Here is a 26,722-nt window from a genome sequence, read left to right as displayed (position 1 = left end):
GCCGCCCCACCGTGGCTCGCCTGCCCCACCGTCGCCCGGTCGCGCGGCGACTCGTCCCGGCACCGTCCCCGAACGGTGCCGGGTCCGCGGCACCGGCGCTCAGGTGTCGGCCAGCCCGGCCGCCTCCCGGGCACATCCCCAGGCCACGGTCACCCCGGCCCCGCCGTGCCCGTAGTTGTGCACCAACGTCCGCCCGCCCGGCAGCGTCCCGTGTTCCAGCCGTACCGCGGGCCGCGTCGGACGCAGGGCCACCCGGTGCCCCAGCACCCGCGCCCCGGCGATCTCCGGCCGTACGGCCGCGCACCGGGCGACGATCTCCTCGGCGACGCGCGGGTCGGGTTCCAGGGACCACTCGTCCGGCTGTGCCGTGCCGCCCAGGATCAGCCCGCCCGGCTGCGGAAAGAAGTAGGCCGAATCACCCGCGGGGTCGTCGACCGAGGTGAACCAGGTGGTGATCCCCGGGTTCTCCACGACGACCAACTGCCCCCGGACCGGCCGCACCGACGGATCGGGCACCAGCGCACGGGCGCCGAGACCGGTGCAGTTGACCACGACGGCGGCCGGCACCGCGGCCAGGTCCGCCACCGTCCGCTCCTCGACCACCCCGCCGGCCGCCGTCAGCCGCTCCCGCAGCCACACCAGATGGACCGGCATGTCGACCAACGGCAGCCGCGCCCGCACCCCGTCGCCGTCGTCCGCGGCCCGCAGCTCCGGCACCCGCGCCGCCCACGGCCCCAGGTCCGCCGGGCGGATCCCGAGATGCACGCCGTCCACCATGCGTACGCCCGTCCGCTCGGGCCGCCGTGCCAACTCCTCGTACACGACGAGGGAGGTGAGCGCCCAGTCGCCGACCAGCCGCTCCGGTTCGATGCGGTACGGCCACCACAGCGCGCCGGCCACCGCCGAGGTGGTCCGCTCGACGGGCTCCCGTGTCCACACCCGCACCCGCCGGCCGCCCTCGGCCAGCACCACGGCCGTCGTCAGCCCGACGACCCCGCCACCGACCACGATCACTTCGTCACTCGGCTCATGCTCCACGCGGGGAGATTAGAACCTCGGCGCCCGGACGGCAGGCCCCGCGCGCGGATCGCGGCGCGCGGGCGGAGGATTTCCTGGCGCCATGCGCACATCCGTGCCGCTCTGGGGATCCGCACACCGTGTCCGGCGCATGGGCGACTCTCGGCCGACGGCGCGGGGAGCCTTCGTCGTGGCCCGCGCCGTCGGGGGACCGCCGGCGGCGCCGGTGACGCGCGGCGGCCCCCGCTGAGCACCGGGGCGAACGTCCCCTGCCGGGGCACTAGGATCGGCGCTCTGATGACTGCCACCCTCGTCGCCAAGAACCTCGCCGCCGGGCACGGCGACCGCTCGCTCTTCTCCGGCCTCGACCTCGTCGTCGCGCCCGCGGACGTGATCGGTCTGGTCGGCGCCAACGGCGCCGGCAAGTCCACGCTGCTGCGGCTGCTCGCCGGTCTCGTCCGGCCCGAGCAGGGCGAACTGCGGCTCTCCCCGCCGACCGCGACCGTCGGCCACCTGCCGCAGGAGCCCGAGCGCAGGCCGGACGAGAGCGTGCGCGAGTTCCTGGCCCGCCGCACCGGCGTCGCCCGCGCGCAGCGCCAGATGGACGAGGCCACCCAGGCACTCGTCGACGGCGCGCCCGGCGCCGACGACGCCTACGCCGCCGCCCTGGAGCGCTGGCTCGGCCTGGGCGGCGCCGACCTGGAGGAGCGGACCGAGGAGGTCATCGACACGCTCGGGCTGACCGTCGGCCCCGACCAGCCGATGACCTCGCTGTCCGGCGGCCAGGCGGCCCGCGCCGGACTCGCCTCGCTGCTGCTGTCCCGCTACGACGTCTTCCTGCTCGACGAACCCACCAACGACCTCGACCTGGACGGCCTGGACCGCCTCGAACGCTTCGTGACCGGCCTGCGCGCGGGCACCGTCGTCGTCAGCCACGACCGTGAATTCCTCACCCGCACCGTCACCAAGGTCCTCGAACTCGACCTCGCCCAGCGGCAGATCAACCTCTACGGCGGCGGCTACGCGGCCTATCTGGGGGAGCGGGAGGTCGCCCGGCGGCACGCCCGGGACGACTACGAGGAGTACGCCGACAAGAAGGCCGCCCTTCAGGACCGGGCGCAGATGCAGCGCGCCTGGATGGACAAGGGCGTACGCAACGCGCGCCGCAAGGCGGGCAACGACAACGACAAGGCCGGCCGCAAGTTCCGCAGCGAGGCCAGCGAGAAACAGGCCGCGAAGGCCCGGCAGACCCAGCGCATGATCGAACGGCTGGACGTCGTCGAGGAGCCGCGCAAGGAGTGGGAACTGCACATGGAGATCGCCTCCGCGCCCCGCTCCGGCGCCGTCGTCGCCACGCTCAGGGACGCGGAGGTGCGCCGTGGGGACTTCGTCCTCGGCCCGGTGTCACTCCAGATCGACTGGGCGGACCGGATCGCCGTGACCGGCGCGAACGGCGCGGGCAAGTCGACCCTGCTCGGCGTGCTGCTCGGCCGGGTCCCGCCGACCGCCGGACACGCCGTGCTCGGCTCGGGCGTCCTGGTCGGCGAGGTGGACCAGGCCCGCGCGCTGTTCCACGGCGCGGAGTCCCTGCTGGACGCGTTCCGCGCCGCGGTCCCCGACACCGAGCCCGCCGACGTCCGCACCCTGCTCGCCAAGTTCGGCCTGAAAGCGGACCATGTGCTGCGTCCGGCCGTGACCCTCTCGCCGGGCGAGCGCACGCGGGCCGCCCTGGCACTCCTCCAGGGCCGGGGTGTGAACCTCCTGGTCCTCGACGAGCCGACCAACCATCTCGACCTGCCCGCCATCGAACAGCTCGAATCGGCCGTCGACGCCTACGAGGGCACGCTGCTCCTGGTCACCCACGACCGCCGCATGCTGGACGCCGTCCGGGTCACCCGCCGCCTGGAGGTGGCCGACGGCAAGGTCGGCGAACGCTGACCGTCCGGGCCGCCGGCCCGACACGGCCGGGCCGGCGGGGGCACCGCGCGCGTCCGGCTCCGGGCCGCCGCGGAGGACAGCGGAGGTACCCGCGGGGCGACGCCCACGTCTCCCGGCCGGCGGGGGCGCGGCGGCACGAGGCGCGCAGCCGACCGGGCGCCGGAGGCGAAGGTGGAGGCGAACGCGGAGCGAGCCGCCCGCCGGCCCCGGAGCACAGCCGTACACAGCCGTCATGCCGCTGCCGCACCGAACCGCACCGGGCCGGGCCCGGCTCCTCCCGTCGTGCCGGAGGAGCCGGGCCCGGTCCGTTCGAGCGCGTCGGTTCAGCGGCGGTCGTTTTTCGAGTCGAGGAGACCCGCGCGCCGCAGCGCGTCCGCCATCGCGCTGTTGGCGGGCGGCGGTGCCTGACGTCCGCCCCGGTCGCCGCCGCGGCCCTGTCCCTGCCGCTGGCGCTGGCCCTGCCCCTGGCGCTGGCCCTGACGCTGTTGCGGCGGGCGGCCGCCACCGCCGCGCTGCTGCTGCCCCTGCGGCGCGGCCTCGTCGTCCAGCCGCAGCGTCAGCGAGATCCGCTTGCGCGGGATGTCCACGTCGAGGACCTTCACCTTGACGATGTCCCCGGGCTTCACGACGTCCCGCGGGTCCTTGACGAACGTCCGCGACATGGCCGAGACATGGACGAGACCGTCCTGGTGGACACCGACGTCCACGAACGCCCCGAAGGCCGCCACGTTCGTGACCACGCCCTCCAGGACCATCCCGGACGCGAGGTCGGAGATCTTCTCCACGCCCTCCTTGAAGGTGGCCGTCTTGAACGCGGGCCGCGGGTCGCGGCCCGGCTTCTCCAACTCCTTGAGGATGTCGCTCACGGTCGGCAGCCCGAACGTGTCGTCGACGAACTCGGACGGCTTCAGCGAACGCAGCAGCCCCGTGTTGCCCACCAGGGCGGCCACCTCCTGACCGCTGGTCTTCACCATCCGCCGCACCACCGGGTACGCCTCCGGGTGCACGCTGGAGGCGTCCAGCGGGTCGGTGCCGCCGCGGATGCGCAGGAAGCCGGCGCACTGCTCGAACGCCTTCGGGCCCAGCCGGGCCACGTTCTTCAGCTCGGAGCGGGACGCGAACGGCCCGTTCGTGTCCCGGTGCGTCACGATGTTCTCGGCCAGGCCGGAGGAGATGCCGGACACCCGCGCGAGCAGCGGCACGGACGCCGTGTTGACGTCCACGCCCACGCCGTTCACACAGTCCTCGACCACCGCGTCCAGCGAGCGGGACAGCTTCACCTCGGACAGGTCGTGCTGGTACTGACCCACGCCGATCGACTTCGGGTCGATCTTCACCAGCTCGGCCAGCGGGTCCTGCAACCGCCGGGCGATCGAGACCGCGCCGCGCAGCGACACGTCCATGTCGGGCAGTTCCTGCGAGGCGTAGGCGGAGGCCGAGTACACCGAGGCGCCGGCCTCCGACACCATGACCTTGGTGAGCTTCAACTCCGGGTGTTTGGTGATGAGTTCACCGGCGAGCTTGTCGGTCTCCCGGGACGCCGTGCCGTTGCCGATCGCGACGAGTTCGACCGCGTGCTCCTTCGCCAGCCGGGCCAGGGTGGCGATCGCCTCGTCCCACCGGTTGGCCGGCACGTGCGGATGGATGACGTCCGTCGCCGCCACCTTGCCGGTCGCGTCGACCACGGCCACCTTCACGCCCGTACGGAAGCCGGGATCCAGGCCCAGCGTGGCACGGGTACCCGCCGGCGCGGCGAGCAGCAGGTCCCGCAGGTTGGCGGCGAACACGTCGACCGCCTCGTCCTCGGCGGCCGTGCGCAGCCGCAGGCGCAGGTCGATGCCGAGGTGGACGAGGATCCGGGTGCGCCACGCCCAGCGCACCGTGTCCTTGAGCCACTTGTCGGCCGGACGGCCACGGTCGACGATGTCGAAGCGGTGCGCCACCGTCCCCTCGTACGACGACGCGGCCGTCGGCGACTCGGCCGGCTCCTCCGGCTCCAGGACGAGGTCCAGGACCTCCTCCTTCTCGCCGCGCAGCATCGCGAGGACGCGGTGCGAGGGCAGTTCGGTGAACGGCTCGGCGAAGTCGAAGTAGTCGGCGAACTTGGCACCCGCCTCCTCCTTGCCCTCGCGCACCTTGGCGGCCAGCCGCCCCCGCGTCCACATGCGCTCGCGCAACTCGCCGATCAGGTCGGCGTCCTCCGAGAACCGCTCGGTGAGGATCGCCCGCGCGCCGTCCAGGGCGGCCTGCGGATCGGCGACGCCCTTGTCGGCGTCGACGAAGGCGGCGGCAGCGGCGGTCGGTTCGACCGTCGGGTCGCCGAGCAGACCCTCCGCCAGCGGCTCAAGACCCGCCTCGCGCGCGATCTGCGCCTTGGTCCGCCGCTTCGGCTTGTACGGCAGGTAGATGTCCTCCAGACGCGCCTTGGTCTCGGCGCCCCGGATCTGCGCCTCCAGTTCCTCGGTGAGCTTGCCCTGCTCGCGCACCGACTCCAGGATCGCCGCCCGTCGCTCCTCCAGCTCCCGGAGGTAGCGCAGCCGCTCCTCCAGCGTGCGCAGCTGCGCGTCGTCGAGCATCTCGGTCGCTTCCTTGCGGTAGCGGGCGATGAAGGGCACCGTCGAACCGCCGTCGAGCAGCTCCACCGCGGCCTTCACCTGCCGCTCCCGTACGCCGAGCTCCTCGGCGATCCTGCCTTCGATGGACCCTACTTCGAGGGACCCGGGTGTCGTCACGATCCCGTACCGCCTTCTCCACTGAGGTTGCGCGGCAATTGTGGCAGGTGGCACCGACAACCCGGGATCAGGGCGCACCCGACGCCCTGGCGCGTCGGCCCGTCCGATGGCAGGAAAGGTGGGAAACGCGTCATTGCGGCCATCCCCGGGGCCGGGAAGAATCGACGGTATGGCGCAGCGAACCGTCCTCGTCGTTCTCTTCGACGACGTGCAGAGCATCGACGTCACCGGCCCGGTGGAGGTCTTCGCCGGGGCCGAGCTGTGTTCCCCGGGGACGTACCGGATCCGTACCGCGTCCCTGGACGGGGCCGCGGTGCGTACGTCCAGCGGTCTCACCCTGGTGCCGGACGAAGCACTCGACGAGGTGTCCGGTCCGCACACGCTGCTCGTCCCCGGCGGGCCCGGCACCCGGCGGTCCGATCCCCGGCTGACCGCGTGGCTGCGCGTCCACGGCCCGCGTGCCGAGCGTCTGGTCTCCGTCTGCACGGGCGCGCTCCGGCTCGCCGAGGCCGGCCTCCTGGACGGCCTGCGGGCCACCACGCACTGGGCGTACTGCGACCGGCTGGCCCGCGACCACCCGGCCGTGCGGGTCGACGCGGACCCCATCTACGTACGCGACGGGCGGGTCGCCACCTCGGCCGGGGTCACCGCGGGCATCGACCTCGCGCTCGCCCTCGTCGAGGAGGACCTGGGCCGGGACGTCGCGCTCACGGTCGCCCGCCGTCTCGTGGTCTTCCTGCGCAGGCCCGGCAACCAGGCCCAGTTCAGCGCCCAGTTGGCGGCGCAGACCGCCCGGCGTGAACCCCTCCAGGAGGTGCAGCGGTGGATCACCGAGCATCCGGCCGCCGACCTGACCGTCGAGTCGTTGGCCGCTCGGGCCGCGCTCTCCCCGCGCCACTTCGCGCGCGCCTTCCAGGCCGAGACCGGCATGACGCCCGGCCGCTACGTCGACCGGGTACGCCTGGAACACGCCCGCCGTCTGCTGGAGGACACCGGCGACGGCATCGAGGGGGTGGCCCGGGCGAGCGGCTACGGCACGCCCGAGGCGATGCGCCGCGCCTTCACCAGGGCGCTGGGCGCGCCCCCGGCCGAATACCGCCGCCGTTTCCGCCCCGCCCCGATCGGCTGACCCCGGCCGTGCCGGCCCCCGACGCCGACCGTACCGGCCCTCCGGCCCCGACCGTGCCGCCCGTCCGGCACCAACCGTCCCGACCACCTGAGCCCCGACCACCTGAGCCCCGACCGACCTGAGCCCGGACCACCCGAGCACCGCGCCTGGACGCGTCCCGGAGGCGAGCGCGCGCCGCACACGCATGGCCCGCACCCCGAGCCGCGCACCCCGAACCGCGCACCGCGGGCCCGGCGCCGCGTCGTCGTGCCGCCCGGAAAGGAAACCCATGCAGATCGCCATCGTCCTCTTCGACCGCTTCACCGCCCTGGACGCCGTGGGACCCTACGAAACGCTCGGCCGTCTCCCCGGCGCCGAGACCGTGTTCGTCGCCGAGCACACCGGACCCGTGCGCAACGAGTCGGGAAACCTCGCGCTCACGGCCGACCGGACGCTCGCCGACGTGCCGGGCCCCGACATCGTGGTGGTCCCCGGCGGCCCCGGCCAGACCCCGCAGATGGACAATCCGGTCCTCCTGGACTGGCTGCGGGCGGCCGACGCCACCACTACCTGGACGACCTCGGTGTGCACCGGCTCGCTGCTGCTCGCCGCCGCCGGACTGCTCGACGGCCGGCGCGCCACCTCGCACTGGCTGGCGCTCGACTTCCTGAAGGGGTTCGGCGCGCGGCCGACGGGGGAGCGGGTCGTCTTCGACGGCAAGTACGTCACCGCGGCGGGTGTCTCCTCCGGCATCGACATGGGCCTCGCCCTGCTGGGCCGGATCGCCGGCGACGAACAGGCGCAGGCGGTGCAGCTGCTGACGGAGTACGACCCGCAGCCGCCCTACGACGCGGGTTCCCCCGAGAAGGCGCCCGCCCACCTGGTCGAGAGGTTCCGCACCGGCAGCCGCTTCAGCGAGGCGTAGACACGCTGAAGGTGAAGCGCGGCGGGCGGCGCTCCAGGAACGCGGCGACGCCTTCCGCGGTGTCGCCGCTGCCGCCCGCCTGCCGCGCCCAGTGGCCGTCCCGGTCCGTGCGGCCGTTCGCGAACTCCTTGGCCGCGGCCTGCGTCAGCTGCGACCGGGAGGCCAGGATCCGGCCGAACTCCGCCACCCGCTTGTCCAGTTCGCCCTCCGGCAGCACCTCGTCGACGAGACCCGTGCGCAGGGCCCGGTCCGCGTCGATCAGCTCGCCCGAGAACAGCAGGTACTTGGCGGTGGCGGGACCCACGAGCGACACCAGCCGCCGGGTCGCGGACGCCGGATAGACGATCCCGAGCTTCGCCGGAGTCACCCCGAACTGCGCCCCGGCCTCGGCGAACCGCAGGTCGCAGGCCGCCGCGAGCTGCGCCCCGCCGCCCACACAGTGACCCCGCACGGCCGCGAGCGCCGGCTTCGGGAACGCGGCGAGCGCCTCCTCGGCGGCCACGGCGAGCCGCTGCGCCTTTTCGGGCGAGTCCTTGAGGGTCGAGATGTCCGCCCCGGCGCAGAAGGTACCGCCCTCACCGGTGAGCACCAGTGCCCGCACGCCCGGATCGGCGGCCAGGGCGTCGAGCAGCGGCGGCAGCGAGCGCCACATGGCGGCCGTCATGGCGTTGCGTTTGGCCGGGTGGTGGACCACGACGGTGGCGACCGAGTCGGTGACGGAGTGCAACAGCTGAGGCTCCATGAGCCGGATGCTATCGGGCGTGGTCGGACGAGCCGTACAAACCGAAGAGTTCGCGAAGACAGCCCGCGGGCGACAGGAGCAGTCCCGCACCTGACCAGGTCATACGCCAACGGTCAGAAACGCTCGATCGCAGCTGATTTGTGTTCACTCCGGTGGGCCGGAGCGGAGCGTTGCCAACATTCCACGTGTGGTGACAATCGAGTGCGAGGGTGGCGACCGGACCATGGACGACGATGGGCGCGGGTACGGCCCGCGCCCCGGGCGAGACGACCGGCGAACGCCGGATCCACTGCCGTACGAAGGAGTCTGGCGGTTCACCGCCCCCGCCGTCGACGCGTCGGTGCCGCAGGCCCGGCACGCCGTACGGGACCTGCTCGCGCGCCAGGGCGTGCCGGTCTCGGAGGACCTGGTCCACGGGCTGTTGCTGATCGTGTCCGAACTGGTCACCAACGCGGTCAAGCACGCGGCGCTGCTGTCGCCGATGCTCGCCGTGGAGGTCGCCGTCGGCGCCGAGTGGGTGCGCGTGTCGGTGGAGGACAGCCACCCCTACCGCCCGACCGCCCTGGAGGCCGACCACGGCCGGACCGGCGGGCGGGGACTGCTCCTGGTGCGCGAGGTGGCCCGGGAGGCGGGCGGCACGCTCGATGTGGCACACACGGCGAGTGGCGGCAAGGTGATCTGGGCCGCCCTGCCGCTCAAACCCGCTCGGCCGCGGTGAGGTGCCTCACCAGCCCGCGGAATCCCCGGTCAGCTCCCTGATCGCGGGCCGGGCCGCGTCCAGGACGGTCATGAACCAGGTGGAGAAGGTGTCCCGCGCGTGCCGCTCCGCCAACTGCGCCGGGGTGACGAAGGCGGTCGCCGCGACCTCCTCGGGGTCCGGCGCCGCCGTGGCCTGCACCAGGCCGACGAACAGGTGGTTGTACTCCTGCTCGACCAGGCCCGAGGCGGGATCCGGGTGGTTGTAGCGCACCGTGCCCGCCTCCGCGAGCAACGAGGGCGACACCCCCAGCTCCTCGTGGGTGCGCCGGGCCGCCGCCGCGAACGGCGCCTCGCCCGGGTAGGGGTGGCCGCAGCAGGTGTTGGACCACACACCGGGGGAGTGGTACTTGCCGAGCGCCCGCTGCTGGAGCAGCAGCCGGCCCTGCTCGTCGAAGAGGAACACCGAGAAGGCGCGGTGCAACTGTCCCGGCGGTTGATGGGCGGCGAGCTTCTCCGCGGTGCCGATCGTCACACCCTTCTCGTCGACCAGTTCCAGCAAAATCGCCTCTGCGGTGCCGTTCGACGAACTGTGCGTCGTGCTGGCAGGTGTGATCGGCATAACCATCCTTCGCCTCGGTCTTCGCACCCCAAGTCTGCCGTACGAATCCGGCACTCCCGGCACTTCCCCGGCACGTCCGCATGTCCCGCGCGCGGGATGGACCGCGGCCGCTCCGGCCGCCGGAAGGGGGACCCGGTAGACGATCGTGCCCGACGCGTCCGCCGGGGAACCGTCCGGGGCCCCCGAACACCCGATCGAAGGGTGCGTCGGACCGCGGGGCTCCGGCGGGGTGCGTCGGGGCCTGCGTCACAGGCACACTTTCGCCTCGTGCGCCACGTGTCCGCCCGGCTCCAACCGGAAGGTGCAGTGTGCCACGTCGAAGTGGTGTCCGAGACAGCCCCGCAGGTCGTGCAGTGTCCTCTCGTGTCCGACGGCGTTGAGCGTGTCCGAGCGCACGACCATGTGTGCGGACAGCACCGGTTCGGGCTCTCCGTCCAGACGCACAGTGAACTACGGGCGGGGGGGGTATCCGGCAACGCGGTACTGAACACCGTCGTCATCCCCTCTGACCTGCGGAAACGAAGCGCAGGTCAGGGTGGCCCCCGTGCTCGGCGGGGTGCGGTGGCGCACAACCGTAGGTACAGACCTCCCCGTCGGGGCCGACCGCCGGTCGGCCGCGGGGCGGGACGCACCCGGTGTCCCGCGGCGCTGTCCGGGCGCCCTTCGCGTACAGAGACGCACGCCCCCCATGTAGAGATACATACGGAACTTCTGCTGTGCCCGCTCATGCCTGTTCTGCGGGCACAACCGCGGGACGTGGTTTGGCGGTCGGGCCCTGATCGCTGATGATGATCTCGGCAAAGGCCGGGTCAGACCGCGTCGACCGTCCCGTTAACGGCCGGTGAACAAGGTCCCCCAGGTATCCGATAACCTCTGCCGACATGCCGCCCGGGAGCCATGGACGAGCGGCGCCCCGACCCAGCAGACGACCGGCGCGGACGCGTCGGCACCCAGGGAGTGAGTTCGGTTGTCGACCGCCATCGTCACCGGTCAGCCGGTGCCCGGATCGTCACTGGAGAACGATCTGCGGTCCCTCGGCTTCGAGGTGCGGTCGGCCGCGGACGCCGCCGACGCCGCGGCACTCCTCGCCGCCGTACCGGCCGACCGCCGCGTGGCCCTCGTCGACGCGCGTTTCGTCGGCCACCCGCACGCGCTGCGCCTCGGCCTCACCGACCCCCGCTTCCCGCTCGCGGCCGTCGCGGGCGCCGTCACCGCCCGGCCGGCCGGCCGTGAGGCCCTGAGCCGCGCGCTGGCACGGCCGACCACGGCGGGCGGCGGCACGGCGCACGGCACGGACCTGGCCGTGGACAGCCTCGCCGACCGGATCGTCACCGCCCTGGACGCCGACGGCGCCGAGGTGCACCGCCCCGAGCTGGGCAGCCTGGTCGCCGCCGTCCCCGGTGATCCGCAGGCGCGCAACGAGGCACGGCAGGCCGTCGCCGCCGTCGACGACGAGGCCGTACGCCTGAAGTCGGCCGTGAAGGCCCGCGACGGTTTCTTCACCACGTTCTGCGTCAGCCCGTACTCGCGCTACCTCGCCCGCTGGTGCGCGCGTCGCGGCCTGACCCCCAACCAGGTCACCACCGCCTCGCTGATCACCGCGCTGATCGCGGCGGGCTGCGCGGCCACCGGCACCCGCGGCGGCTTCGTCGCCGCCGGACTCCTGCTGATCTTCTCCTTCGTACTGGACTGCACCGACGGCCAGCTCGCCCGCTACTCGCTGCAGTACTCCACGCTCGGCGCCTGGCTGGACGCCACCTTCGACCGGGCCAAGGAGTACGCGTACTACGCGGGCCTCGCCCTCGGCGCCGCCCGTGGCGGCGACGACGTCTGGGCCCTCGCCCTCGGCGCGATGGTCCTGCAGACCTGCCGGCACGTCGTCGACTTCTCGTTCAACGAGGCCAACCACGACGCCACCGCCAACACCAGCCCCACCGCCGCCCTCTCCGACCGGCTCGACAGCGTCGGCTGGACGGTGTGGCTGCGCCGGATGATAGTGCTGCCCATCGGCGAACGATGGGCCATGATCGCCGTCCTCACGGCCGTCGCCACCCCGCGCATCACCTTCTGGGTGCTGCTCGTCGGCTGCGCCTGCGCCGCGGCCTACACCACCGCCGGCCGGGTGCTGCGCTCGGTGACCCGCAGGGCGCACCGCACGGACCGGGCCGCGCGGGCGCTCGCGGACCTCGCGGACTCAGGTCCGCTCGCGCAGGTGCTCGCCCGTGCCGTCCCTCGGGGGCTGCCCGGTTTCGCCGTCCCCGGCGCCGCGCTCGTCGGCGGAGCCGTCGTCGTCTGCGCCGCCGCGCTGTCCGCCCCCGGCAGCCCACTGCCCGTGGCCGGAGCCGTCGTCTACGCCGTGACCTCGGGCCTCGCCGTCGCCCGCCCCCTCAAGGGCACCCTCGACTGGCTGGTCCCGCCCTTCTTCCGGGCCGCCGAGTACGGCACCGTGCTCGCCCTCGCGGCCATATCCGGGGTGAACGGAACCCTTCCTGCGGCTTTCGGCCTGGTGGCCGCCGTCGCCTACCATCACTACGACACGGTGTACCGGATCCGCGGTGACGCCGGAGCGCCGCCGTCCTGGCTGGTGCGCGCCATCGGGGGGCACGAGGGGCGGACGCTGCTCGTCACCGTTCTGGCCGCGGTGCTCACCGCCGCGCAGTTCAAGGTCGCGCTCACGGTCCTCGCCGTGGTCGTCGCCCTGCTGGTGCTCGCCGAGAGCATCCGCTTCTGGGTGGCCTCCCACCTGGGTGGCGCGCCCGCCGTACACGACGAAGGAGAACCCGCATGATCGGCCTCGTGCTCGCGGCCGGCGCCGGACGGCGCCTGCGGCCCTACACGGACAGCCTCCCCAAGGCTCTGGTGCCGGTGCGTGACGCGGGTCGGTCGGGGATAGAGGACCAGGCCACGGTGCTCGACCTCACCCTCGGCAACTTCGCCGAGATCGGCCTGACCGAGGCCGCGATCATCGTCGGGTACCGCAAGGAGGCCGTCTACGAGCGCAAGGCGGCCCTGGAGCGGACGTACGGCCTGAAGCTCACTCTCATCGACAACGACAAGGCCGAGGAGTGGAACAACGCCTACTCCCTGTGGTGCGGCCGTGACGCCCTCAAGGACGGTGCGATCCTCGCCAACGGCGACACCGTCCACCCGGTCTCCGTCGAACGGACCCTGCTGGACGCCCGCGGCGGCGACAAGAAGATCATCCTCGCCGTGGACACGGTGAAGTCGCTGGCCGACGAGGAGATGAAGGTCGTCGCCGACCCCGGCAGGGGCATGCGGCGGATCACCAAGCTGATGGACCCGGCCGAGGCCACCGGCGAGTACATCGGCGTCACCCTCATCGAGGGCGACGCCGCCCCCGAACTGGCCGCCGCGCTCAAGACCGTGTGGGAGGCCGATCCGCAGCAGTTCTACGAGCACGGCTACCAGGAACTCGTCGACCACGGCTTCCGCATCGACGTGGCTCCGATCGGCGATGTGCGCTGGGTCGAGATCGACAACCACGACGATCTCGCCCGGGGACGGGAGATCGCGTGCCAGTACTGACCCGGCTCATCCCCTCGCCGGTCGTGGTGGACATCCGCCCGGGTGCCCTCGACGACCTGGCCGGTGTGCTGGCCGACGAACGCATCTCGCACTCCGGGCGGCTGGCCGTCGCCGTCAGCGGCGGCTCCGGCGCGCTGCTGCGCGAGCGGGTCGCCCCCTCACTGCCGGGCGCCTCCTGGTACGAGGTCGGCGGCGGCACCCTCGACGACGCGGTCCGGCTGGCCGGGGCCATAAAGGCCGGCCGCTACGACGCGGTGGTGGGCCTCGGCGGCGGCAAGATCATCGACTGCGCCAAGTTCGCCGCGGCCCGGGTCGGCCTGCCGCTGGTCGCCGTCCCGACGAACCTCGCGCACGACGGCCTGTGCTCGCCCGTCGCCACCCTCGACAACGACGCGGGCCGCGGCTCGTACGGCGTGCCCAACCCGATCGCGGTCGTCATCGACCTGGACGTGATCCACGAGGCCCCCGTCCGGTTCGTCCGCTCGGGCATCGGCGACGCGGTCTCCAACGTCAACGCGATCGCCGACTGGGAGCTGGCGAACCGTGTCACCGGCGAGAAGATCGACGGCCTGGCCGCGGCGATGGCCCGGCAGGCCGGCGAGGCCGTACTGCGGCACCCGGGCGGCATCGGCGACAACGACTTCCTCCAGGTGCTCGCCGAAGCGCTGGTCCTCAGCGGGGTCGCGATGTCCGTGTCGGGCGACTCCCGCCCCTCCTCCGGCTCCTGCCACGAGATCAACCACGCCTTCGACCTGCTGTTCCCCCAGCGCGCGGCGAGCCACGGCGAGCAGTGCGGGCTGGGCGCGGCCTTCGCGATGTACCTGCGGGGGGCGCACGAGGAAGCGGCGCACATGGCCGAGGTGCTGCGCAGGCACGGCCTGCCCGTCCTGCCGCACGAGATCGGCTTCACGGCGGACGAATTCGTCCGGGTCGTGGAGTTCGCTCCGGAGACCCGGCCGGGCCGCTACACGATCCTCGAACACCTCGACCTCAAAACCCATCAGATCAAGGACATCTACGTCGACTATGTCAAGGCCATCGGTAGCTGAACTGCGTACGGTCGTCCATCCCCCCGGGGTCAAGGACCGGCGCAGCGGCGAGCACTGGATGGGGCGCCTCTACATGCGCGAGGTGTCCCTGCGCGTGGACCGTTATCTGGTCACCACGCGGGTCACGCCCAACCAGCTCACCTACCTGATGACCGTCTTCGGCGTCCTCGCCGCCCCGGCCCTGCTGGTGCCGGGGATCGCGGGCGCCGTGCTCGGCGTGCTGGCGGTCCAGCTGTACCTGCTGCTGGACTGCGTCGACGGCGAGGTCGCCCGCTGGAAGCAGCAGTACTCGCTCGGCGGGGTCTACCTGGACCGGGTCGGTGCCTATCTGACCGATGCCGCGGTCCTGGTCGGCCTGGGGCTGCGCGCCGCCGACCTGTGGGGGCCCGGCCGGATCGACTGGCTGTGGGCCTTCCTCGGGACGCTTGCCGCGCTCGGCGCGATCCTCGTCAAGGCCGAGACGGACCTCGTCGGCGTGGCCCGTCACCAGGGCGGGCTGCCGCCGGTCGCGGAATCCGCCGCCGAGCCGCGCTCGTCCGGGATGGCGCTGGCCCGCAGGGCCGCCGCGGCCCTCAAGTTCCACCGGCTGATCCTCGGGATCGAGGCCACCCTGCTGATCCTCGTCCTGGCCGTGGCGGACGAGATCAGGGGCGATCTGTTCTTCACCCGGCTGGGTACCGCGCTGCTGGCCGGCATCGCGCTGGTGCAGACCCTGCTGCATCTGGTGTCCGTCCTCGTCTCCAGCCGGCTGCGGTGAGCGCCGTGGACACCTCCCCACCGCTGAGAGTCGGCGCGGTGATCATCACCATGGGAAACCGCCCCGACGAACTGCGCGCCCTGCTCGACTCGGTCGCCAAACAGGACGGCGACCCGGTCGAGGTGGTCGTCGTCGGCAACGGCTCGCCCGTGCCGGACGTCCCCGAGGGCGTACGCACCATGGAACTGCCCGAGAACCTGGGCATACCGGGCGGTCGCAACGTGGGCACGGAAGCCTTCGGACCCGGCGGCCGCGACGTCGACATACTCCTCTTCCTCGACGACGACGGACTGCTCGCCCGCCACGACACCGCCGAGCTGTGCCGCACGGCCTTCGCCGCGGACCCGCGGCTCGGCATCGTCAGCTTCCGCATCGCCGATCCGGAGACCGGCGAGACCCAGCGCCGGCACGTGCCGCGGCTGCGCGCCGCCGACCCGATGCGCTCCTCCCGGGTCACCACCTTCCTCGGCGGTGCCAACGCCGTCCGCACCCGGGTCTTCGCCGAGGTCGGCGGCCTGCCGGACGCGTTCTTCTACGCCCACGAGGAGACCGACCTGGCCTGGCGCGCCCTGGACGCGGGCTGGATGATCGACTACCGCTCCGACATGGTGCTGTACCACCCGACGACCGCCCCCTCCCGGCACGCGGTGTACCACCGCATGGTCGCCCGCAACCGGGTCTGGCTGGCCCGCCGCAACCTCCCCGCGCTCCTGGTCCCGGTGTATCTGGGGGTCTGGCTGCTGCTCACCCTGGTGCGCCGCCCCTCCCGCTCGGCCCTGCAAGCCTGGTTCGGCGGGTTCCGGGAGGGCTGGGCCACCGCGTGCGGGCCGCGCCGGCCCATGAAGTGGCGTACGGTGTGGCGGCTGACCCGACTGGGCCGGCCCCCGGTGATCTGACAAGCTCGGTCCAAGGGGGCCGCGCGGCGCCTGGACGAACTCGATGACGCATTCGAAGAGGAAAGTTTCCACGCGTGAGTGAGACAGCGCACGACGGCGGGATCGCGACGACCGCGGCCCGGTCGTCCGACGAGGGACTGACGCCGGGGCAGCTCGCCGTCAAGTACGGGCTGACCGTGAGCGGCGCCCGGCCCTCGCTCGGTGAGTACGTCCGGCAGCTCTGGGGGCGGCGGCACTTCATCCTCGCCTTCTCCCAGGCGAAGCTGACGGCCCAGTACAGCCAGGCCAAACTCGGCCAGGTGTGGCAGGTGGCCACCCCGCTGCTGAACGCGGCCGTCTATTACTTCATCTTCGGCCTGATCCTCCACGCCAGCCGGGGCATGTCGCACGACGTGTACATCCCGTTCCTGGTGACCGGTGTGTTCGTGTTCACCTTCACACAGAGTTCGATCATGTCGGGCGTCCGCGCGATCTCCGGCAACCTGGGTCTGGTGCGGGCCCTGCACTTCCCGCGGGCCTCGCTGCCGATCTCGTTCGCGCTCCAGCAGCTCCAGCAGCTGCTGTTCTCGATGATCGTGCTGTTCGTGGTGGCGGTGGGCTTCGGCAGCTATCCCGGCCTGTCCTGGCTGCTGATCGTGCCGGCGCTCGCGCTGCAGTTCCTCTTCAACACCGGGCTCGCGCTGGTCATCGCCCGCCTGGGCGCTGGGACGCCGGACCTGGCCCAGCTGATGCCGTTCGTACTGCGGACCTGGATGTACACCTCCGGCGTCATGTTCTCGATCAACAAGATGCTCGAAGGCCGTCCCGAGTGGATCGTGCGCGTGCTCCAGGTCAATCCGGCCGCGGTCTACATGGACCTGATGCGCTTCGCGCTCATCGACGGCTACGGCTCCGCGAACCTCCCGCCGCACGTCTGGGGCATCGCCCTGTTCTGGGCCGTGGCCGCCTTCGCCGGGGGGTTCGTGTACTTCTGGAAGGCGGAGGAGAGGTACGGCCGTGGCTGAGCAGAACACCGGACAGCCCGTCCCGACCGTCATCGCGGAGGACCTGCACATCGTCTACCGCGTCAACGGCGCCCGTACCGGCAGGGGCAGCGCCACCGCCGCCCTCAGCCGCATCCTCGGGCGGGGCTCCGACGACGCGGCACGCGGCGTGCGCAAGGTGCACGCCGTACGCGGCGTGTCGTTCATCGCCTACCGGGGCGAGGCCGTCGGCCTGATCGGCTCCAACGGGTCCGGCAAGTCCACCCTGCTGCGGGCCATCGCCGGGCTGCTGCCCGCCGAGAGCGGCAAGGTCTACACCAACGGCCAGCCCTCGCTGCTCGGGGTGAACGCGGCCCTGATGAACGACCTCACCGGCGAGCGCAACGTCATCCTCGGCGGTCTGGCCATGGGGATGTCACGTGAAGAGGTCAGGGAGCGCTACCAGGACATCGTCGACTTCTCCGGCATCAACGAGAAGGGCGACTTCATCACCCTGCCCATGCGCACCTACTCCTCCGGCATGGCGGCCCGGCTGCGGTTCTCCATCGCCGCGGCCAAGGACCACGACGTCCTCATGATCGACGAGGCGCTGGCCACCGGTGACCGCAAGTTCCAGCGGCGCTCCGAGGACCGCATCCGGGCGCTGCGCAGGGAAGCCGGCACCGTGTTTCTGGTCAGCCACAACAACAAGTCCATCCGGGACACCTGCGACCGGGTCCTGTGGCTGGAGCGCGGTGAACTGCGGATGGACGGACCGACCGACGAGGTCCTCAAGGAGTACGAGAAGTTCACGGGCAAGTAGCCCGACACGCCCGGGGCCCCGCCGGAACCTTTCCGGCGGGGCCCTTCGTGTGCAAAAGAAACGTCAACTCGGGGTCCGTCAAGGAATCTTGGCGGCAATCGGTGTGTTGTTGTGATGTGCAGGACACCCCCACGGACCTCGCTGCGTTGTACAACGTAAACTGTATCGGTCCCGGAAAGTGGCAAGTGGGGCGATAATGCGCGACACCCTCCGCCGGGCGCCGTCACGGACGGCTGGGCGGCGTGTCCGAAATAGTGTGTATTGGTTTGGCAGTGTAGAACGGGAGATGTGACGGCAATGGCTACGGAAACTCCCCAGCTCAGCGCAGCATGTGCCGTCCCCGCCCCGGGCAGTGCCCGGTGACGGGAATCGACACGGCGCGCCTGGGAAGCCCGGAGCGCGGCACGCTCGACAAGGCCGCGGGCGAGAACTTCCCCGTGGCTCCGTTCTTCCTGCCCAGAGTCTGGCGCGACGACCTGATGGCGGTCTACGGCTTCGCCCGCCTCGTCGACGACATCGGCGACGGAGACCTCGCCCCGGGCGGCGCCGACGCGCGGCTGCTCGGCGTGTCGCCCGCGGACGCGGAGGACCGGCTCGTCCTCCTCGACGCCTTCGAGGCCGATCTGCGCCGCGTCTTCGACGCCACCCCGCGCCACCCGTTGCTGCTGCGCCTCCAGCCCACGGTGCGCCGCTGCTCCCTGACCCCCGAGCCCTTCCTCGGCCTGATCGCGGCCAACCGTCAGGACCAGCTCGTCAAGCGGTACGAGACCTACGACGACCTCCTCGCGTACTGCGAACTGTCCGCCAACCCCGTCGGCCGCCTCGTCCTCGCCGTCACCGGCACCTCGACCCCCGAGCGGATCCGTCTCTCCGACTCGATCTGCACCGCGTTGCAGATCGTCGAACACCTCCAGGACGTGGCCGAGGACCTCGGCCGCGACCGGATCTATCTGCCGGCCGAGGACATGAAGCGTTTTCATGTCCAGGAGGCGGATCTCGCCGCGAAAACCACGGGCGCATCGGCGCGCGCCCTGGTTGCGTACGAAGCTCAACGCGCCCGCGACCTCCTGAATGAAGGCGCCCCCCTGGTGGGTAGCGTCCACGGCAGGTTGAAGCTGCTGCTCGCGGGATTCGTGGCGGGGGGGAGGGCGGCGATCCGGGCGATCGCCGCTGCCGAATACGACGTACTTCCCGGCCCGCCCAAGCCCGGCAAGGTCCAGTTGCTGCGCGAGGTGGGCGTGACTCTGCGAGGAGAGGGGTGATCCGGGCTGTGGAGCCGGAAGTGAACGTGTCCGCACCGGTACTCGCCGCCTATAGCTACTGCGAGGCCGTGACCGGGCAGCAGGCCCGCAACTTCGCATACGGCATCAGGCTGCTGTCGACGCCCAAGCGGCGCGCGATGTCGGCGCTGTACGCCTTGTCCCGGCGTGTCGACGACATCGGCGACGGTGAGCTGGCGGACGACGTCAAGGCCACGCGGCTCGACGAGACCCGGGCACTGCTCGCCCGGGTCCGTGAGGGCTCGGTCGCCGAGGACGACACCGACCCGGTCGCCGTCGCCCTCGCCCATGCCGCGCGGGTGTTCCCGATCCCGCTCGGGGGCCTGGACGAACTCATCGACGGCGTGCAGATGGACGTCCGCGGTGAGGCGTACGAGACCTGGGACGACCTGAAGGTGTACTGCCGCTGCGTGGCCGGGGCCATCGGCCGGCTCTCGCTCGGCGTGTTCGGCACGGAACCGGGGGCCCGCGGCGCCGAGCGCGCCTCCGAGTACGCCGACACCCTGGGTCTCGCCCTTCAGCTGACCAACATCCTCCGGGACGTCCGGGAGGACGCCGAGGGCGGCCGTACCTATCTGCCGGCCGACGACCTCGCCAAGTTCGGCTGCTCGGCCGGGTTCAACGGACCGACGCCGCCCGAGGGTTCCGACTTCGCGGGTCTCGTGCACTTCGAGGTGCGGCGGGCCCGCGCCCTGTTCGCCGAGGGCTACCAGCTGCTGCCCATGCTCGACCGGCGCAGCGGCGCGTGCGTCGCCGCCATGGCCGGGATCTACCGCCGGCTGCTCGACCGCATCGAGCGCGAGCCCGAGGCCGTGCTGCGCGGCCGGGTCTCGCTGCCCGGCCACGAGAAGGCGTACGTCGCCGTGCGCGGGCTGTCCGGACTCGACGCCCGGCACGTGGCCCGGCAGACCGTCAGGAGGCGTGCCTGATGGACGCGAGAGGACAGGAAGACTCCGGCGACTCCGCCGGGGAACGAGCAACCCTCCGGTGCGGCGTGGCGTCCCTGACTGAGATGACCCGCCGCGTGCCGTACCACCGGCGTGGCGGGCGGGCACGGGAGGACGCACGATGACCGACGGCAAGCGGTCCGAGGGACCGCAGGCGGACATCCCGGGGCACACCGGACGCAGCGCCGTCGTGGTCGGCGGCGGTCTCGCCGGTGTCACGGCCGCGCTCGCGCTCGCCGACGCCGGCGTCCGCGTCACGCTGCTGGAGAGCAGGCCCAGACTGGGCGGCCTCGCCTTCTCCTTCCAACGCGGCGACCTGACTGTCGACAACGGCCAGCACGTGTACCTGCGCTGCTGCACCGCCTACCGCTGGTTCCTCGACCGGATCGGGGGAACGGAGCTGGCGCCGGTGCAGAACCGCCTCGACGTACCCGTCCTCGACCTCGCCAGACCCGAGGGACGGCGACTCGGCAGACTGCGGCGCGATCCGCTGCCCGTACCCCTGCACCTGGGCCGGAGTCTGGCCTCGTATCCGCACCTGTCACTCGCCGAGCGGGCCAAGGTGGGGCGTGCCGCGCTCGCGCTCAAGGGGCTCGACCTCGCCGATCCGACCCTGGACACACAGGACTTCGGCGGCTGGCTGGCCGCTCACGGCCAGTCGGCGCGCGCCGTCGAGGCCCTCTGGGACCTGGTCGGGGTCGCCACTCTCAACGCGGTCGCGGGCGACGCCTCGCTCGGGCTCGCCGCGATGGTGTTCAAGACCGGTCTGCTGTCCGACCCGGGCGCCGCCGACATCGGCTGGGCTCATGTGCCCCTGGGTGAACTGCACGACCGTCTGGCTCGCAAGGCGCTCGACTCCGCGGGTGTCCGTACCGAGATCCGTACACGTGTCACCTCCGTCTCCACTGACGAGAACGGTGGATGGAGCGTTCAGGTTCCCGGTGAGACGCTGCGTTCTGACGCGGTCGTGCTCGCCGTGCCTCAGCGCGAGGCCCACGGTCTGCTCCCGCCCGGCGCCCTCGACGACCCCGACCGGCTGCTGCGGATCGGCACCGCGCCCATCCTCAACGTCCATGTGATCTACGACCGTACGGTGCTGAACAGGCCGTTCTTCGCGGCCCTGGGCACCCCGGTGCAGTGGGTCTTCGACCGCACCCACGCCTCCGGGCTGCGCACCGGCCAGTATCTGGCCCTGTCCCAGTCGGCCGTGCAGGACGAGATCGACACCCCCGTGGCCGTGCTGCGCGAGCGCTACCTGCCCGAACTGGAGCGGCTGCTCCCCGGCGCGCGCCGGGCGGAAGTGAAGGACTTCTTCGTGACCCGGGAGCGCACGGCGACGTTCGCTCCCACGCCAGGCGTCGGACGGCTGCGGCCCGGCGCCCGTACCAATGCCCCCGGCCTCTGGCTGGCCGGAGCGTGGACCGCCACCGGGTGGCCCGCGACCATGGAGAGTGCGGTCCGCAGCGGCGTGAGTGCCGCAGACGCGGCGCTCAGCGCCCTGGGCCGGCCCCGCCCGAGTCACCTCTTCGCGTTCGAGGAGGCGGCCTGATGCCCGATCGGCATGCGGCAGGCCCCCGCACCCCCCGTACTGCAAGAAGAGGAGAGACCGTGCCCACTGTGCCCGAGGCCGCGACGGCCGCTCAAGCGACCGCGGTGGACGTGACCGCGCTCCTGGAGCGTGGCCGGACCCTGGCCACACCGGTACTGCGGGCGGCCGTCGACCGCCTGGCCCCGCCCATGGACACCGTGGCCGCCTATCACTTCGGCTGGATCGATGCCCAGGGCAACCCCGCCGACTCGGACGGCGGCAAGGCCGTGCGCCCCGCGCTCGCCGTGCTGTCCGCCGAGGTCACCGGCGGTGCGCCGGAGGCCGGTATCCCCGGTGCGGTCGCCGTCGAACTGGTCCACAACTTCTCGTTGCTGCACGACGACCTGATGGACGGCGACGAACAGCGCCGGCACCGCGACACCGTCTGGAAGGTGCACGGCCCCGCCCAGGCCATCCTGGTCGGCGACGCCCTGTTCGCCCTCGCCAACGAGGTGCTGCTGGAACTGGCCACGGTCGAGGCGGGCCGTGCGACCCGCCGGCTGACCACCGCCACCCGGGCCCTGATCGACGGTCAGGCACAGGACATCTCCTACGAGCACCGCGACCGCGTCAGCGTCGCGGAGTGCCTGGAGATGGAGGGCAACAAGACCGGAGCCCTGCTCGCCTGCGCCTCCTCCATCGGCGCGGTGCTCGGCGGCGCGGACGACCGCACCGCCGACACGCTGGAGAAGTACGGCTACCACCTCGGCCTGGCCTTCCAGGCCGTCGACGACCTGCTCGGCATCTGGGGCGACCCGGAGGCCACCGGTAAGCAGACCTGGAGCGACCTGCGCCAGCGCAAGAAATCCCTGCCGGTCGTGGCCGCGCTCGCGGCGGGCGGCTCCGCCTCGGAGCGGCTCGGCGAGATGCTCGCCGCCGACGCCAAGAGCAGCGACTTCGAGAACTTCTCCGAGGAGGAGTTCGCGGCCCGTGCGGCCCTCATCGAGGAAGCGGGCGGCCGTGAGTGGACCGCCGAGGAGGCGCGCCGCCAGTACACCATCGCCATCGAAGCCTTGAACGCCATCGACATGCCCGAGCAGGTTCGGGCCCGGTTCACGGCGCTCGCCGACTTCGTAGTAGTCCGAAAGAGATGATCACTATCAGTCGAATGACCCTCGCGTAGTCGCCGGCCGGTGTCGAGGGATGACAGACATCGGCCGACGGCGGACCCACAGCAGCACGACTTGCACGACTGCAAGAAGGGGAAGCCATGACAGCGACGACCGACGGAAGCACCGGGGCCACTCTGCCGCCCCGCGCTGCCTCGGCCAGCGAAGTCCAGCTCACAACCCCCGCGGCGGACGGGGTAAAACACGCCGCCACACGCGCCGTACAGCGCGCCACCGACTTCCTGCTCACGCAGCAGGACGCCGAGGGCTGGTGGAAGGGCGACCTCGAAACTAACGTCACCATGGACGCCGAGGATCTGCTCCTGCGCCAGTTCCTGGGCATCCGCGACGAGGCGACGACTCGCGGCGCGGCTCTCTACATCCGCGGCGAACAGCGCGCGGACGGCGCCTGGGCCACCTTCTACGGCGGCCCCGGTGAACTCTCGACCACCATCGAGGCGTACGTCGCCCTCCGGCTGGCCGGCGACGCGCCCGACGAACCGCACATGGCCAAGGCGTCCGCCTGGGTCCGCGAGCGCGGCGGGATCGCCGCCGCCCGCGTGTTCACGCGGATCTGGCTGGCCCTGTTCGGCTGGTGGAAGTGGGAGGACCTGCCGGAACTCCCGCCCGAGCTGATGTATTTCCCGAAGTGGTTCCCACTGAACATCTACAACTTCGGGTCCTGGGCGCGGCAGACCATCGTGCCGCTCACCATCGTCTCGGCGAAGCGCCCGGTGCGTCCCGCGCCGTTCGCGCTGGACGAGCTGCACACCGATCCGGCGCGCCCCAATCCGCCGCAGCCGCTCGCTCCGGCGCTGAGCTGGGACGGCCTGTTCCAGCGGCTGGACAAGGTGGTACGCGGCTACCGCACGGTCGCCGTGCGCCGGCTGCGCGGCGCCGCGATGAACTCCGCGGCCCGCTGGATCATCGAGCGGCAGGAGAACGACGGCTGCTTCGGCGGCATCCAGCCGCCGGCCGTCTACTCGGTCATCGCCCTGCACCTGCTGGGCTACGACCTCGACCACCCGGTGATGCGGGCGGGCCTGGAGTCGCTTGACCGGTACGCCGTGTGGCGCGAGGACGGCTCCCGCATGATCGAGGCATGCCAGTCCCCGGTGTGGGACACCTGCCTGGCCGTGATCGCCCTCGCCGACGCGGGTGTGCCCGCCGAGCACCCGCGGCTGGTCAAGGCCGCCGACTGGATGCTCGGCGAGGAGATCGTGCGGCCCGGCGACTGGTCGGTCAAGCGGCCCGGACTCCCGCCGAGCGGCTGGGCGTTCGAGTTCCACAACGACAACTACCCCGACACCGACGACACCGCCGAGGTGCTGCTCGCCCTGCGCCGGGTCAGGCACCACGACCCGGACCGGGTCGAGAAGGCCATCGGACGCGGGGTGCGCTGGCTGTTCGGCATGCAGTCGAAGAACGGGGCGTGGGGCGCCTTCGACGCCGACAACACCAGCCCGTTCCCCAACCGGCTGCCGTTCTGCGACTTCGGCGAGGTCATCGACCCGCCGTCGGCCGACGTCACCGCGCATGTCGTCGAGATGCTCGCGGTCGAGGGCCTGGCCGACGACCCGCGCACCCGGCGCGGCGTCGACTGGCTGCTGGCCGCACAGGAACCGGACGGCTCGTGGTTCGGACGCTGGGGCGTGAACTACCTCTACGGCACCGGATCCGCGGTGCCCGCGCTGGTCGCGGCCGGGCTGCCCACCTCGCACCCGGCGATCCGGCGCGCCGTCTCCTGGCTGGAGTCGACCCAGAACGACGACGGCGGCTGGGGCGAGGACCTGCGCTCCTACGACGACGACAAGGACTGGAGCGGGCGCGGCGCCTCGACCCCCTCGCAGACCGGGTGGGCGCTGATGGCGCTGCTGGCGGCCGGGGAGAAGGAGTCCAAGGCCGTCGAGCGCGGCGTCCAGTGGCTGGCCGAGACCCAGCGTGAGGACGGCTCCTGGGACGAGCCGTACTTCACGGGCACCGGCTTCCCCTGGGACTTCTCCATCAACTACCACCTCTACCGGCAGGTGTTCCCGCTCACCGCGCTCGGCCGGTACGTGCACGGCGAGCCCTTCACCGACCGGGGTGTAGGAGCGCCCCGAGTCGACGGAGAGGGGGGCTGATGAGTGCCCAGCCCGCCCCGCTGCTGATCGCCTGCGCGCTCGGCATCGAGCACTTCGCCCTGCGCGCGGGCGAGCGTGGCGGGGCCGACGGGCCGGTCACGGTCCTGCGGACCGGCATGGGGCCGAGGGCGGCGGAACGCTCCGTCGCCCGGGCCCTCGCCGAACCGGCGCTCGCCGGGGCCGCCGTGGTGGCCACCGGCTTCTGCGCGGGGCTCGCCCCCGGTATGCACCCCGGCGACCTGGTCGTCGCCGAGGAGACCCGGGACCCGCGGGGCGACGTCCCCTGCGCGGGGACCGAACTGCTCGTCAAGGAGCTCACCCGGACCGTGCCCGGACGCACGGTCCACACCGGCCCGCTCACCGGCTCCGACCACGTGGTCCGGGGCAACGAGCGGTCGGATCTCCTCGACACCGGCGCGATCGCGGTCGACATGGAGTCGGCCGCCACGCTCCTGAGCGCCGTGCGGACGGGCGAGCGACCCGTTGCCGCGGTCCGGGTGGTCGTGGACGCTCCGGAACATGAACTCGTCCGGATCGGCACGGTGCGCGGTGGAATATCCGCTTTCCGTGTTCTTCGCTCAGTCCTTCCTGCATTTTTTGAATGGCACCGTTCTTTGCTGCTCCCTCGGAGGTGAGCCAGATGGCCATGCCACTGCGCCAGTCCATCAAGGTCGCTACGTACCTGGCTGAACAGAAATTCCGCAAGCGCGACAAGTTCCCGCTCATCGTCGAGCTGGAACCGTTGTTCGCCTGCAATCTCAAGTGCGAGGGCTGCGGCAAGATCCAGCACCCGGCCGGGGTGCTCAAGCAGCGCATGCCGGTGGCCCAGGCCGTCGGCGCGGTGCTGGAGTCCGGCGCGCCGATGGTGTCGATCGCCGGCGGCGAGCCCCTCATGCACCCGCAGATCGACGAGATCGTGCGGCAGTTGGTGGCCAAGCGGAAATTCGTCTTCCTGTGCACCAACGCCATGCTGTTGCGCAAGAAGATGGACAAGTTCACGCCCTCGCCCTACTTCGCCTTCGCCGTGCACATCGACGGGCTGCGCGAGCGGCACGACGAGTCCGTCGCCAAGGAAGGTGTGTTCGACGAGGCCGTGGCGGCGATCAAGGAGGCCAAGCGGCGCGGCTTCCGGGTCACCACCAACTCGACCTTCTTCAACACGGACACCCCGCAGACGATCGTCGAGGTGCTCAACTTCCTCAACGACGACCTCCAGGTCGACGAGATGATGATCTCGCCCGCCTACGCCTACGAGAAGGCCCCCGACCAGGAGCACTTCCTCGGCGTCGAGCAGACCCGCGAACTGTTCAAGAAGGCGTTCTCGGGCGGCAACCGGCGGCGGTGGCGGCTCAACCACTCCCCGCTCTTCCTGGACTTCCTGGAGGGCAAGGTCGACTTCCCGTGCACCGCGTGGGCGATCCCGAACTACTCGCTCTTCGGCTGGCAGCGCCCCTGCTACCTGATGAGCGACGGGTATGTGCCGACGTACCGCGAACTGATCGAGAAGACCGACTGGGACAAGTACGGCCGCGGCAAGGACCCGCGCTGCGCCAACTGCATGGCGCACTGCGGCTACGAGCCCACCGCCGTGCTCGCGACCATGGGATCGCTCAAGGAGTCGCTGCGCGCCATGCGTGAGACGGTCTCCGGGAACCGGGAGTGACACGTATGACCGCAATTTCGCTCGGCGTCCCCGAAATCCCGCCCCGGCCGATCGCCGAGCGCCGCGTGTCGCGGCAGATCCATGTCGGTTCGGTGGCGGTGGGTGGGGACGCGCCTGTCTCGGTCCAGTCGATGACGACGACGCGTACGTCGGATGTCGGTGCGACGTTGCAGCAGATCGCGGAGTTGACGGCGTCGGG

General features: G+C 72.0%; 24 protein-coding genes and 1 pseudogene. 20 read left to right on the top strand and 5 right to left on the bottom strand.

Annotated elements, in window-relative coordinates; all coding sequences use genetic code 11:
- Positions 1-99 precede the first annotated feature (99 nt).
- On the bottom strand, positions 100-1,014 hold the full coding sequence (locus ACFC09_RS31950) for an NAD(P)/FAD-dependent oxidoreductase (RefSeq protein WP_376534038.1): 915 nt from the start codon (positions 1,012-1,014) through the stop codon (positions 100-102).
- 300 nt (positions 1,015-1,314) lie between these two features.
- Between ACFC09_RS31950 and ACFC09_RS31945 the strand changes: the two genes are divergently transcribed.
- Positions 1,315-2,955, top strand: coding sequence for an ABC-F family ATP-binding cassette domain-containing protein (locus tag ACFC09_RS31945; RefSeq protein ID WP_376533927.1), 1,641 nt, complete (start codon positions 1,315-1,317; stop codon positions 2,953-2,955).
- Positions 2,956-3,278: 323 nt separating this feature from the next.
- Here the strand turns inward: ACFC09_RS31945 and ACFC09_RS31940 are convergent, their stop codons facing one another.
- A complete protein-coding gene (locus tag ACFC09_RS31940; protein ID WP_376533925.1) occupies positions 3,279-5,687 on the bottom strand; it encodes a Tex family protein in 2,409 nt (802 codons plus the stop codon).
- A gap of 169 nt (positions 5,688-5,856) precedes the next feature.
- Here ACFC09_RS31940 and ACFC09_RS31935 point away from each other — a divergent pair, with 169 nt between their 5' ends.
- Together ACFC09_RS31935 and ACFC09_RS31930 are read left to right on the top strand one after the other, a co-directional pair.
- Positions 5,857-6,816, top strand: a complete 960-nt coding sequence (locus tag ACFC09_RS31935) for a GlxA family transcriptional regulator (protein ID WP_376533923.1) — start codon at positions 5,857-5,859, stop codon at positions 6,814-6,816.
- 268 nt (positions 6,817-7,084) lie between these two features.
- Positions 7,085-7,720 carry a DJ-1/PfpI family protein gene (locus ACFC09_RS31930; protein ID WP_376533921.1) on the top strand — a complete coding sequence of 212 codons (636 nt, stop codon included), beginning with the start codon at positions 7,085-7,087 and terminating at the stop codon, positions 7,718-7,720.
- Here the strand turns inward: ACFC09_RS31930 and ACFC09_RS31925 are convergent.
- A complete protein-coding gene (locus ACFC09_RS31925) occupies positions 7,707-8,462 on the bottom strand; it encodes an enoyl-CoA hydratase/isomerase family protein (protein ID WP_376533919.1) in 756 nt (251 codons plus the stop codon). The two genes, ACFC09_RS31930 and ACFC09_RS31925, sit on opposite strands and share 14 nt — an antisense overlap.
- Before the next feature lie 223 nt (positions 8,463-8,685).
- Here ACFC09_RS31925 and ACFC09_RS31920 point away from each other — a divergent pair, with 223 nt between their 5' ends.
- On the top strand, positions 8,686-9,180 hold the full coding sequence (locus tag ACFC09_RS31920) for an ATP-binding protein (protein WP_376534036.1): 495 nt from the start codon (positions 8,686-8,688) through the stop codon (positions 9,178-9,180).
- 6 nt (positions 9,181-9,186) lie between these two features.
- On the opposite strand, the gene idi is transcribed toward ACFC09_RS31920, so the two are convergent.
- On the bottom strand, positions 9,187-9,780 hold the full coding sequence (idi, locus tag ACFC09_RS31915; RefSeq protein ID WP_376533917.1) for an isopentenyl-diphosphate Delta-isomerase: 594 nt from the start codon (positions 9,778-9,780) through the stop codon (positions 9,187-9,189).
- 246 nt (positions 9,781-10,026) lie between these two features.
- Positions 10,027-10,200: pseudogene (locus ACFC09_RS31910) on the bottom strand (cation transporter); the annotation flags it as partial.
- 547 nt (positions 10,201-10,747) lie between these two features.
- Here ACFC09_RS31910 and ACFC09_RS31905 point away from each other — a divergent pair.
- From ACFC09_RS31905 to ACFC09_RS31830, 16 genes are all read left to right on the top strand, one after another.
- A complete protein-coding gene (locus ACFC09_RS31905) occupies positions 10,748-12,568 on the top strand; it encodes a DUF5941 domain-containing protein (protein WP_376533915.1) in 1,821 nt (606 codons plus the stop codon).
- Entirely contained in the window at positions 12,565-13,326 is a 762-nt protein-coding gene (locus ACFC09_RS31900; protein ID WP_376533913.1) for a sugar phosphate nucleotidyltransferase, read from the top strand. Before ACFC09_RS31905 ends, ACFC09_RS31900 begins: the two co-directional genes overlap by 4 nt.
- Positions 13,314-14,375 (top strand): iron-containing alcohol dehydrogenase family protein, encoded by a 1,062-nt coding sequence (locus ACFC09_RS31895; protein ID WP_376533911.1) that lies wholly within the window; start codon positions 13,314-13,316, stop codon positions 14,373-14,375. The genes ACFC09_RS31900 and ACFC09_RS31895 overlap by 13 nt, the downstream gene beginning before the upstream one ends.
- Positions 14,353-15,132, top strand: a complete 780-nt coding sequence (locus ACFC09_RS31890; protein WP_376533909.1) for a CDP-alcohol phosphatidyltransferase family protein — start codon at positions 14,353-14,355, stop codon at positions 15,130-15,132. Before ACFC09_RS31895 ends, ACFC09_RS31890 begins: the two co-directional genes overlap by 23 nt.
- 23 nt (positions 15,133-15,155) lie before the next feature.
- The gene (locus tag ACFC09_RS31885) at positions 15,156-16,028 is read left to right on the top strand and encodes a glycosyltransferase family 2 protein (RefSeq protein WP_376534034.1); all 873 of its coding nucleotides are present in this window, start codon (positions 15,156-15,158) and stop codon (positions 16,026-16,028) included.
- Positions 16,029-16,102: 74 nt separating this feature from the next.
- A complete protein-coding gene (locus tag ACFC09_RS31880; RefSeq protein ID WP_376533907.1) occupies positions 16,103-17,032 on the top strand; it encodes an ABC transporter permease in 930 nt (309 codons plus the stop codon).
- Complete coding sequence (locus tag ACFC09_RS31875; RefSeq protein WP_376533905.1) at positions 17,025-17,813, top strand: ABC transporter ATP-binding protein; 789 nt, start codon at positions 17,025-17,027, stop codon at positions 17,811-17,813. Before ACFC09_RS31880 ends, ACFC09_RS31875 begins: the two co-directional genes overlap by 8 nt.
- 359 nt (positions 17,814-18,172) lie before the next feature.
- Positions 18,173-19,075, top strand: a complete 903-nt coding sequence (gene hpnC, locus ACFC09_RS31870) for a squalene synthase HpnC (RefSeq protein WP_376533903.1) — start codon at positions 18,173-18,175, stop codon at positions 19,073-19,075.
- A complete protein-coding gene (gene hpnD / locus ACFC09_RS31865; protein ID WP_376533902.1) occupies positions 19,072-20,022 on the top strand; it encodes a presqualene diphosphate synthase HpnD in 951 nt (316 codons plus the stop codon). The genes hpnC and hpnD overlap by 4 nt, the downstream gene beginning before the upstream one ends.
- Positions 20,022-20,165 (top strand): DUF6380 family protein, encoded by a 144-nt coding sequence (locus tag ACFC09_RS31860; protein WP_376533900.1) that lies wholly within the window; start codon positions 20,022-20,024, stop codon positions 20,163-20,165. The genes hpnD and ACFC09_RS31860 overlap by 1 nt, the downstream gene beginning before the upstream one ends.
- Positions 20,162-21,589, top strand: coding sequence for a hydroxysqualene dehydroxylase HpnE (hpnE, locus tag ACFC09_RS31855; RefSeq protein ID WP_376533898.1), 1,428 nt, complete (start codon positions 20,162-20,164; stop codon positions 21,587-21,589). The genes ACFC09_RS31860 and hpnE overlap by 4 nt, the downstream gene beginning before the upstream one ends.
- On the top strand, positions 21,589-22,722 hold the full coding sequence (locus ACFC09_RS31850) for a polyprenyl synthetase family protein (RefSeq protein WP_376533896.1): 1,134 nt from the start codon (positions 21,589-21,591) through the stop codon (positions 22,720-22,722). Before hpnE ends, ACFC09_RS31850 begins: the two co-directional genes overlap by 1 nt.
- Positions 22,723-22,838: 116 nt before the next feature.
- The gene (gene shc, locus ACFC09_RS31845) at positions 22,839-24,860 is read left to right on the top strand and encodes a squalene--hopene cyclase (protein ID WP_376533894.1); all 2,022 of its coding nucleotides are present in this window, start codon (positions 22,839-22,841) and stop codon (positions 24,858-24,860) included.
- Positions 24,860-25,495 (top strand): 1-hydroxy-2-methyl-2-butenyl 4-diphosphate reductase, encoded by a 636-nt coding sequence (locus tag ACFC09_RS31840; protein ID WP_376533892.1) that lies wholly within the window; start codon positions 24,860-24,862, stop codon positions 25,493-25,495. Before shc ends, ACFC09_RS31840 begins: the two co-directional genes overlap by 1 nt.
- Before the next feature lie 5 nt (positions 25,496-25,500).
- On the top strand, positions 25,501-26,523 hold the full coding sequence (gene hpnH, locus ACFC09_RS31835) for an adenosyl-hopene transferase HpnH (RefSeq protein WP_376533890.1): 1,023 nt from the start codon (positions 25,501-25,503) through the stop codon (positions 26,521-26,523).
- A gap of 5 nt (positions 26,524-26,528) precedes the next feature.
- On the top strand, positions 26,529-26,722 hold a 194-nt coding region (locus tag ACFC09_RS31830), incomplete at its 3' end, for a flavodoxin-dependent (E)-4-hydroxy-3-methylbut-2-enyl-diphosphate synthase (RefSeq protein ID WP_376534032.1).

The sequence above is a fragment of the Streptomyces sp. NPDC056161 genome (assembly GCF_042268025.1).
Lineage (GTDB): Bacteria > Actinomycetota > Actinomycetes > Streptomycetales > Streptomycetaceae > Streptomyces.
Note: the sequence above shows the minus strand (reverse complement) of the source record. Positions and strands in the feature narration are given on the sequence as shown.

Bases quoted from the DNA above. Each gene is read 5' to 3' on its own strand.
- ACFC09_RS31945 (WP_376533927.1), top strand. From the start codon at position 1,315: ATGACTGCCACCCTCGTCGCCAAGAACCTCGCCGCCGGGCACGGCGAC.
- ACFC09_RS31920 (WP_376534036.1), top strand. From the start codon at position 8,686: ATGGACGACGATGGGCGCGGGTACGGCCCGCGCCCCGGGCGAGACGAC.
- shc (WP_376533894.1), top strand. From the start codon at position 22,839: ATGACAGCGACGACCGACGGAAGCACCGGGGCCACTCTGCCGCCCCGC.
- ACFC09_RS31890 (WP_376533909.1), top strand. From the start codon at position 14,353: ATGTCAAGGCCATCGGTAGCTGAACTGCGTACGGTCGTCCATCCCCCC.
- hpnE (WP_376533898.1), top strand. From the start codon at position 20,162: ATGACCGACGGCAAGCGGTCCGAGGGACCGCAGGCGGACATCCCGGGG.
- ACFC09_RS31860 (WP_376533900.1), top strand. From the start codon at position 20,022: ATGGACGCGAGAGGACAGGAAGACTCCGGCGACTCCGCCGGGGAACGA.
- ACFC09_RS31850 (WP_376533896.1), top strand. From the start codon at position 21,589: ATGCCCGATCGGCATGCGGCAGGCCCCCGCACCCCCCGTACTGCAAGA.
- ACFC09_RS31840 (WP_376533892.1), top strand. From the start codon at position 24,860: ATGAGTGCCCAGCCCGCCCCGCTGCTGATCGCCTGCGCGCTCGGCATC.
- idi (WP_376533917.1), bottom strand. From the start codon at position 9,780: ATGCCGATCACACCTGCCAGCACGACGCACAGTTCGTCGAACGGCACC.
- hpnH (WP_376533890.1), top strand. From the start codon at position 25,501: ATGGCCATGCCACTGCGCCAGTCCATCAAGGTCGCTACGTACCTGGCT.
- ACFC09_RS31930 (WP_376533921.1), top strand. From the start codon at position 7,085: ATGCAGATCGCCATCGTCCTCTTCGACCGCTTCACCGCCCTGGACGCC.
- ACFC09_RS31925 (WP_376533919.1), bottom strand. From the start codon at position 8,462: ATGGAGCCTCAGCTGTTGCACTCCGTCACCGACTCGGTCGCCACCGTC.
- ACFC09_RS31900 (WP_376533913.1), top strand. From the start codon at position 12,565: ATGATCGGCCTCGTGCTCGCGGCCGGCGCCGGACGGCGCCTGCGGCCC.
- ACFC09_RS31935 (WP_376533923.1), top strand. From the start codon at position 5,857: ATGGCGCAGCGAACCGTCCTCGTCGTTCTCTTCGACGACGTGCAGAGC.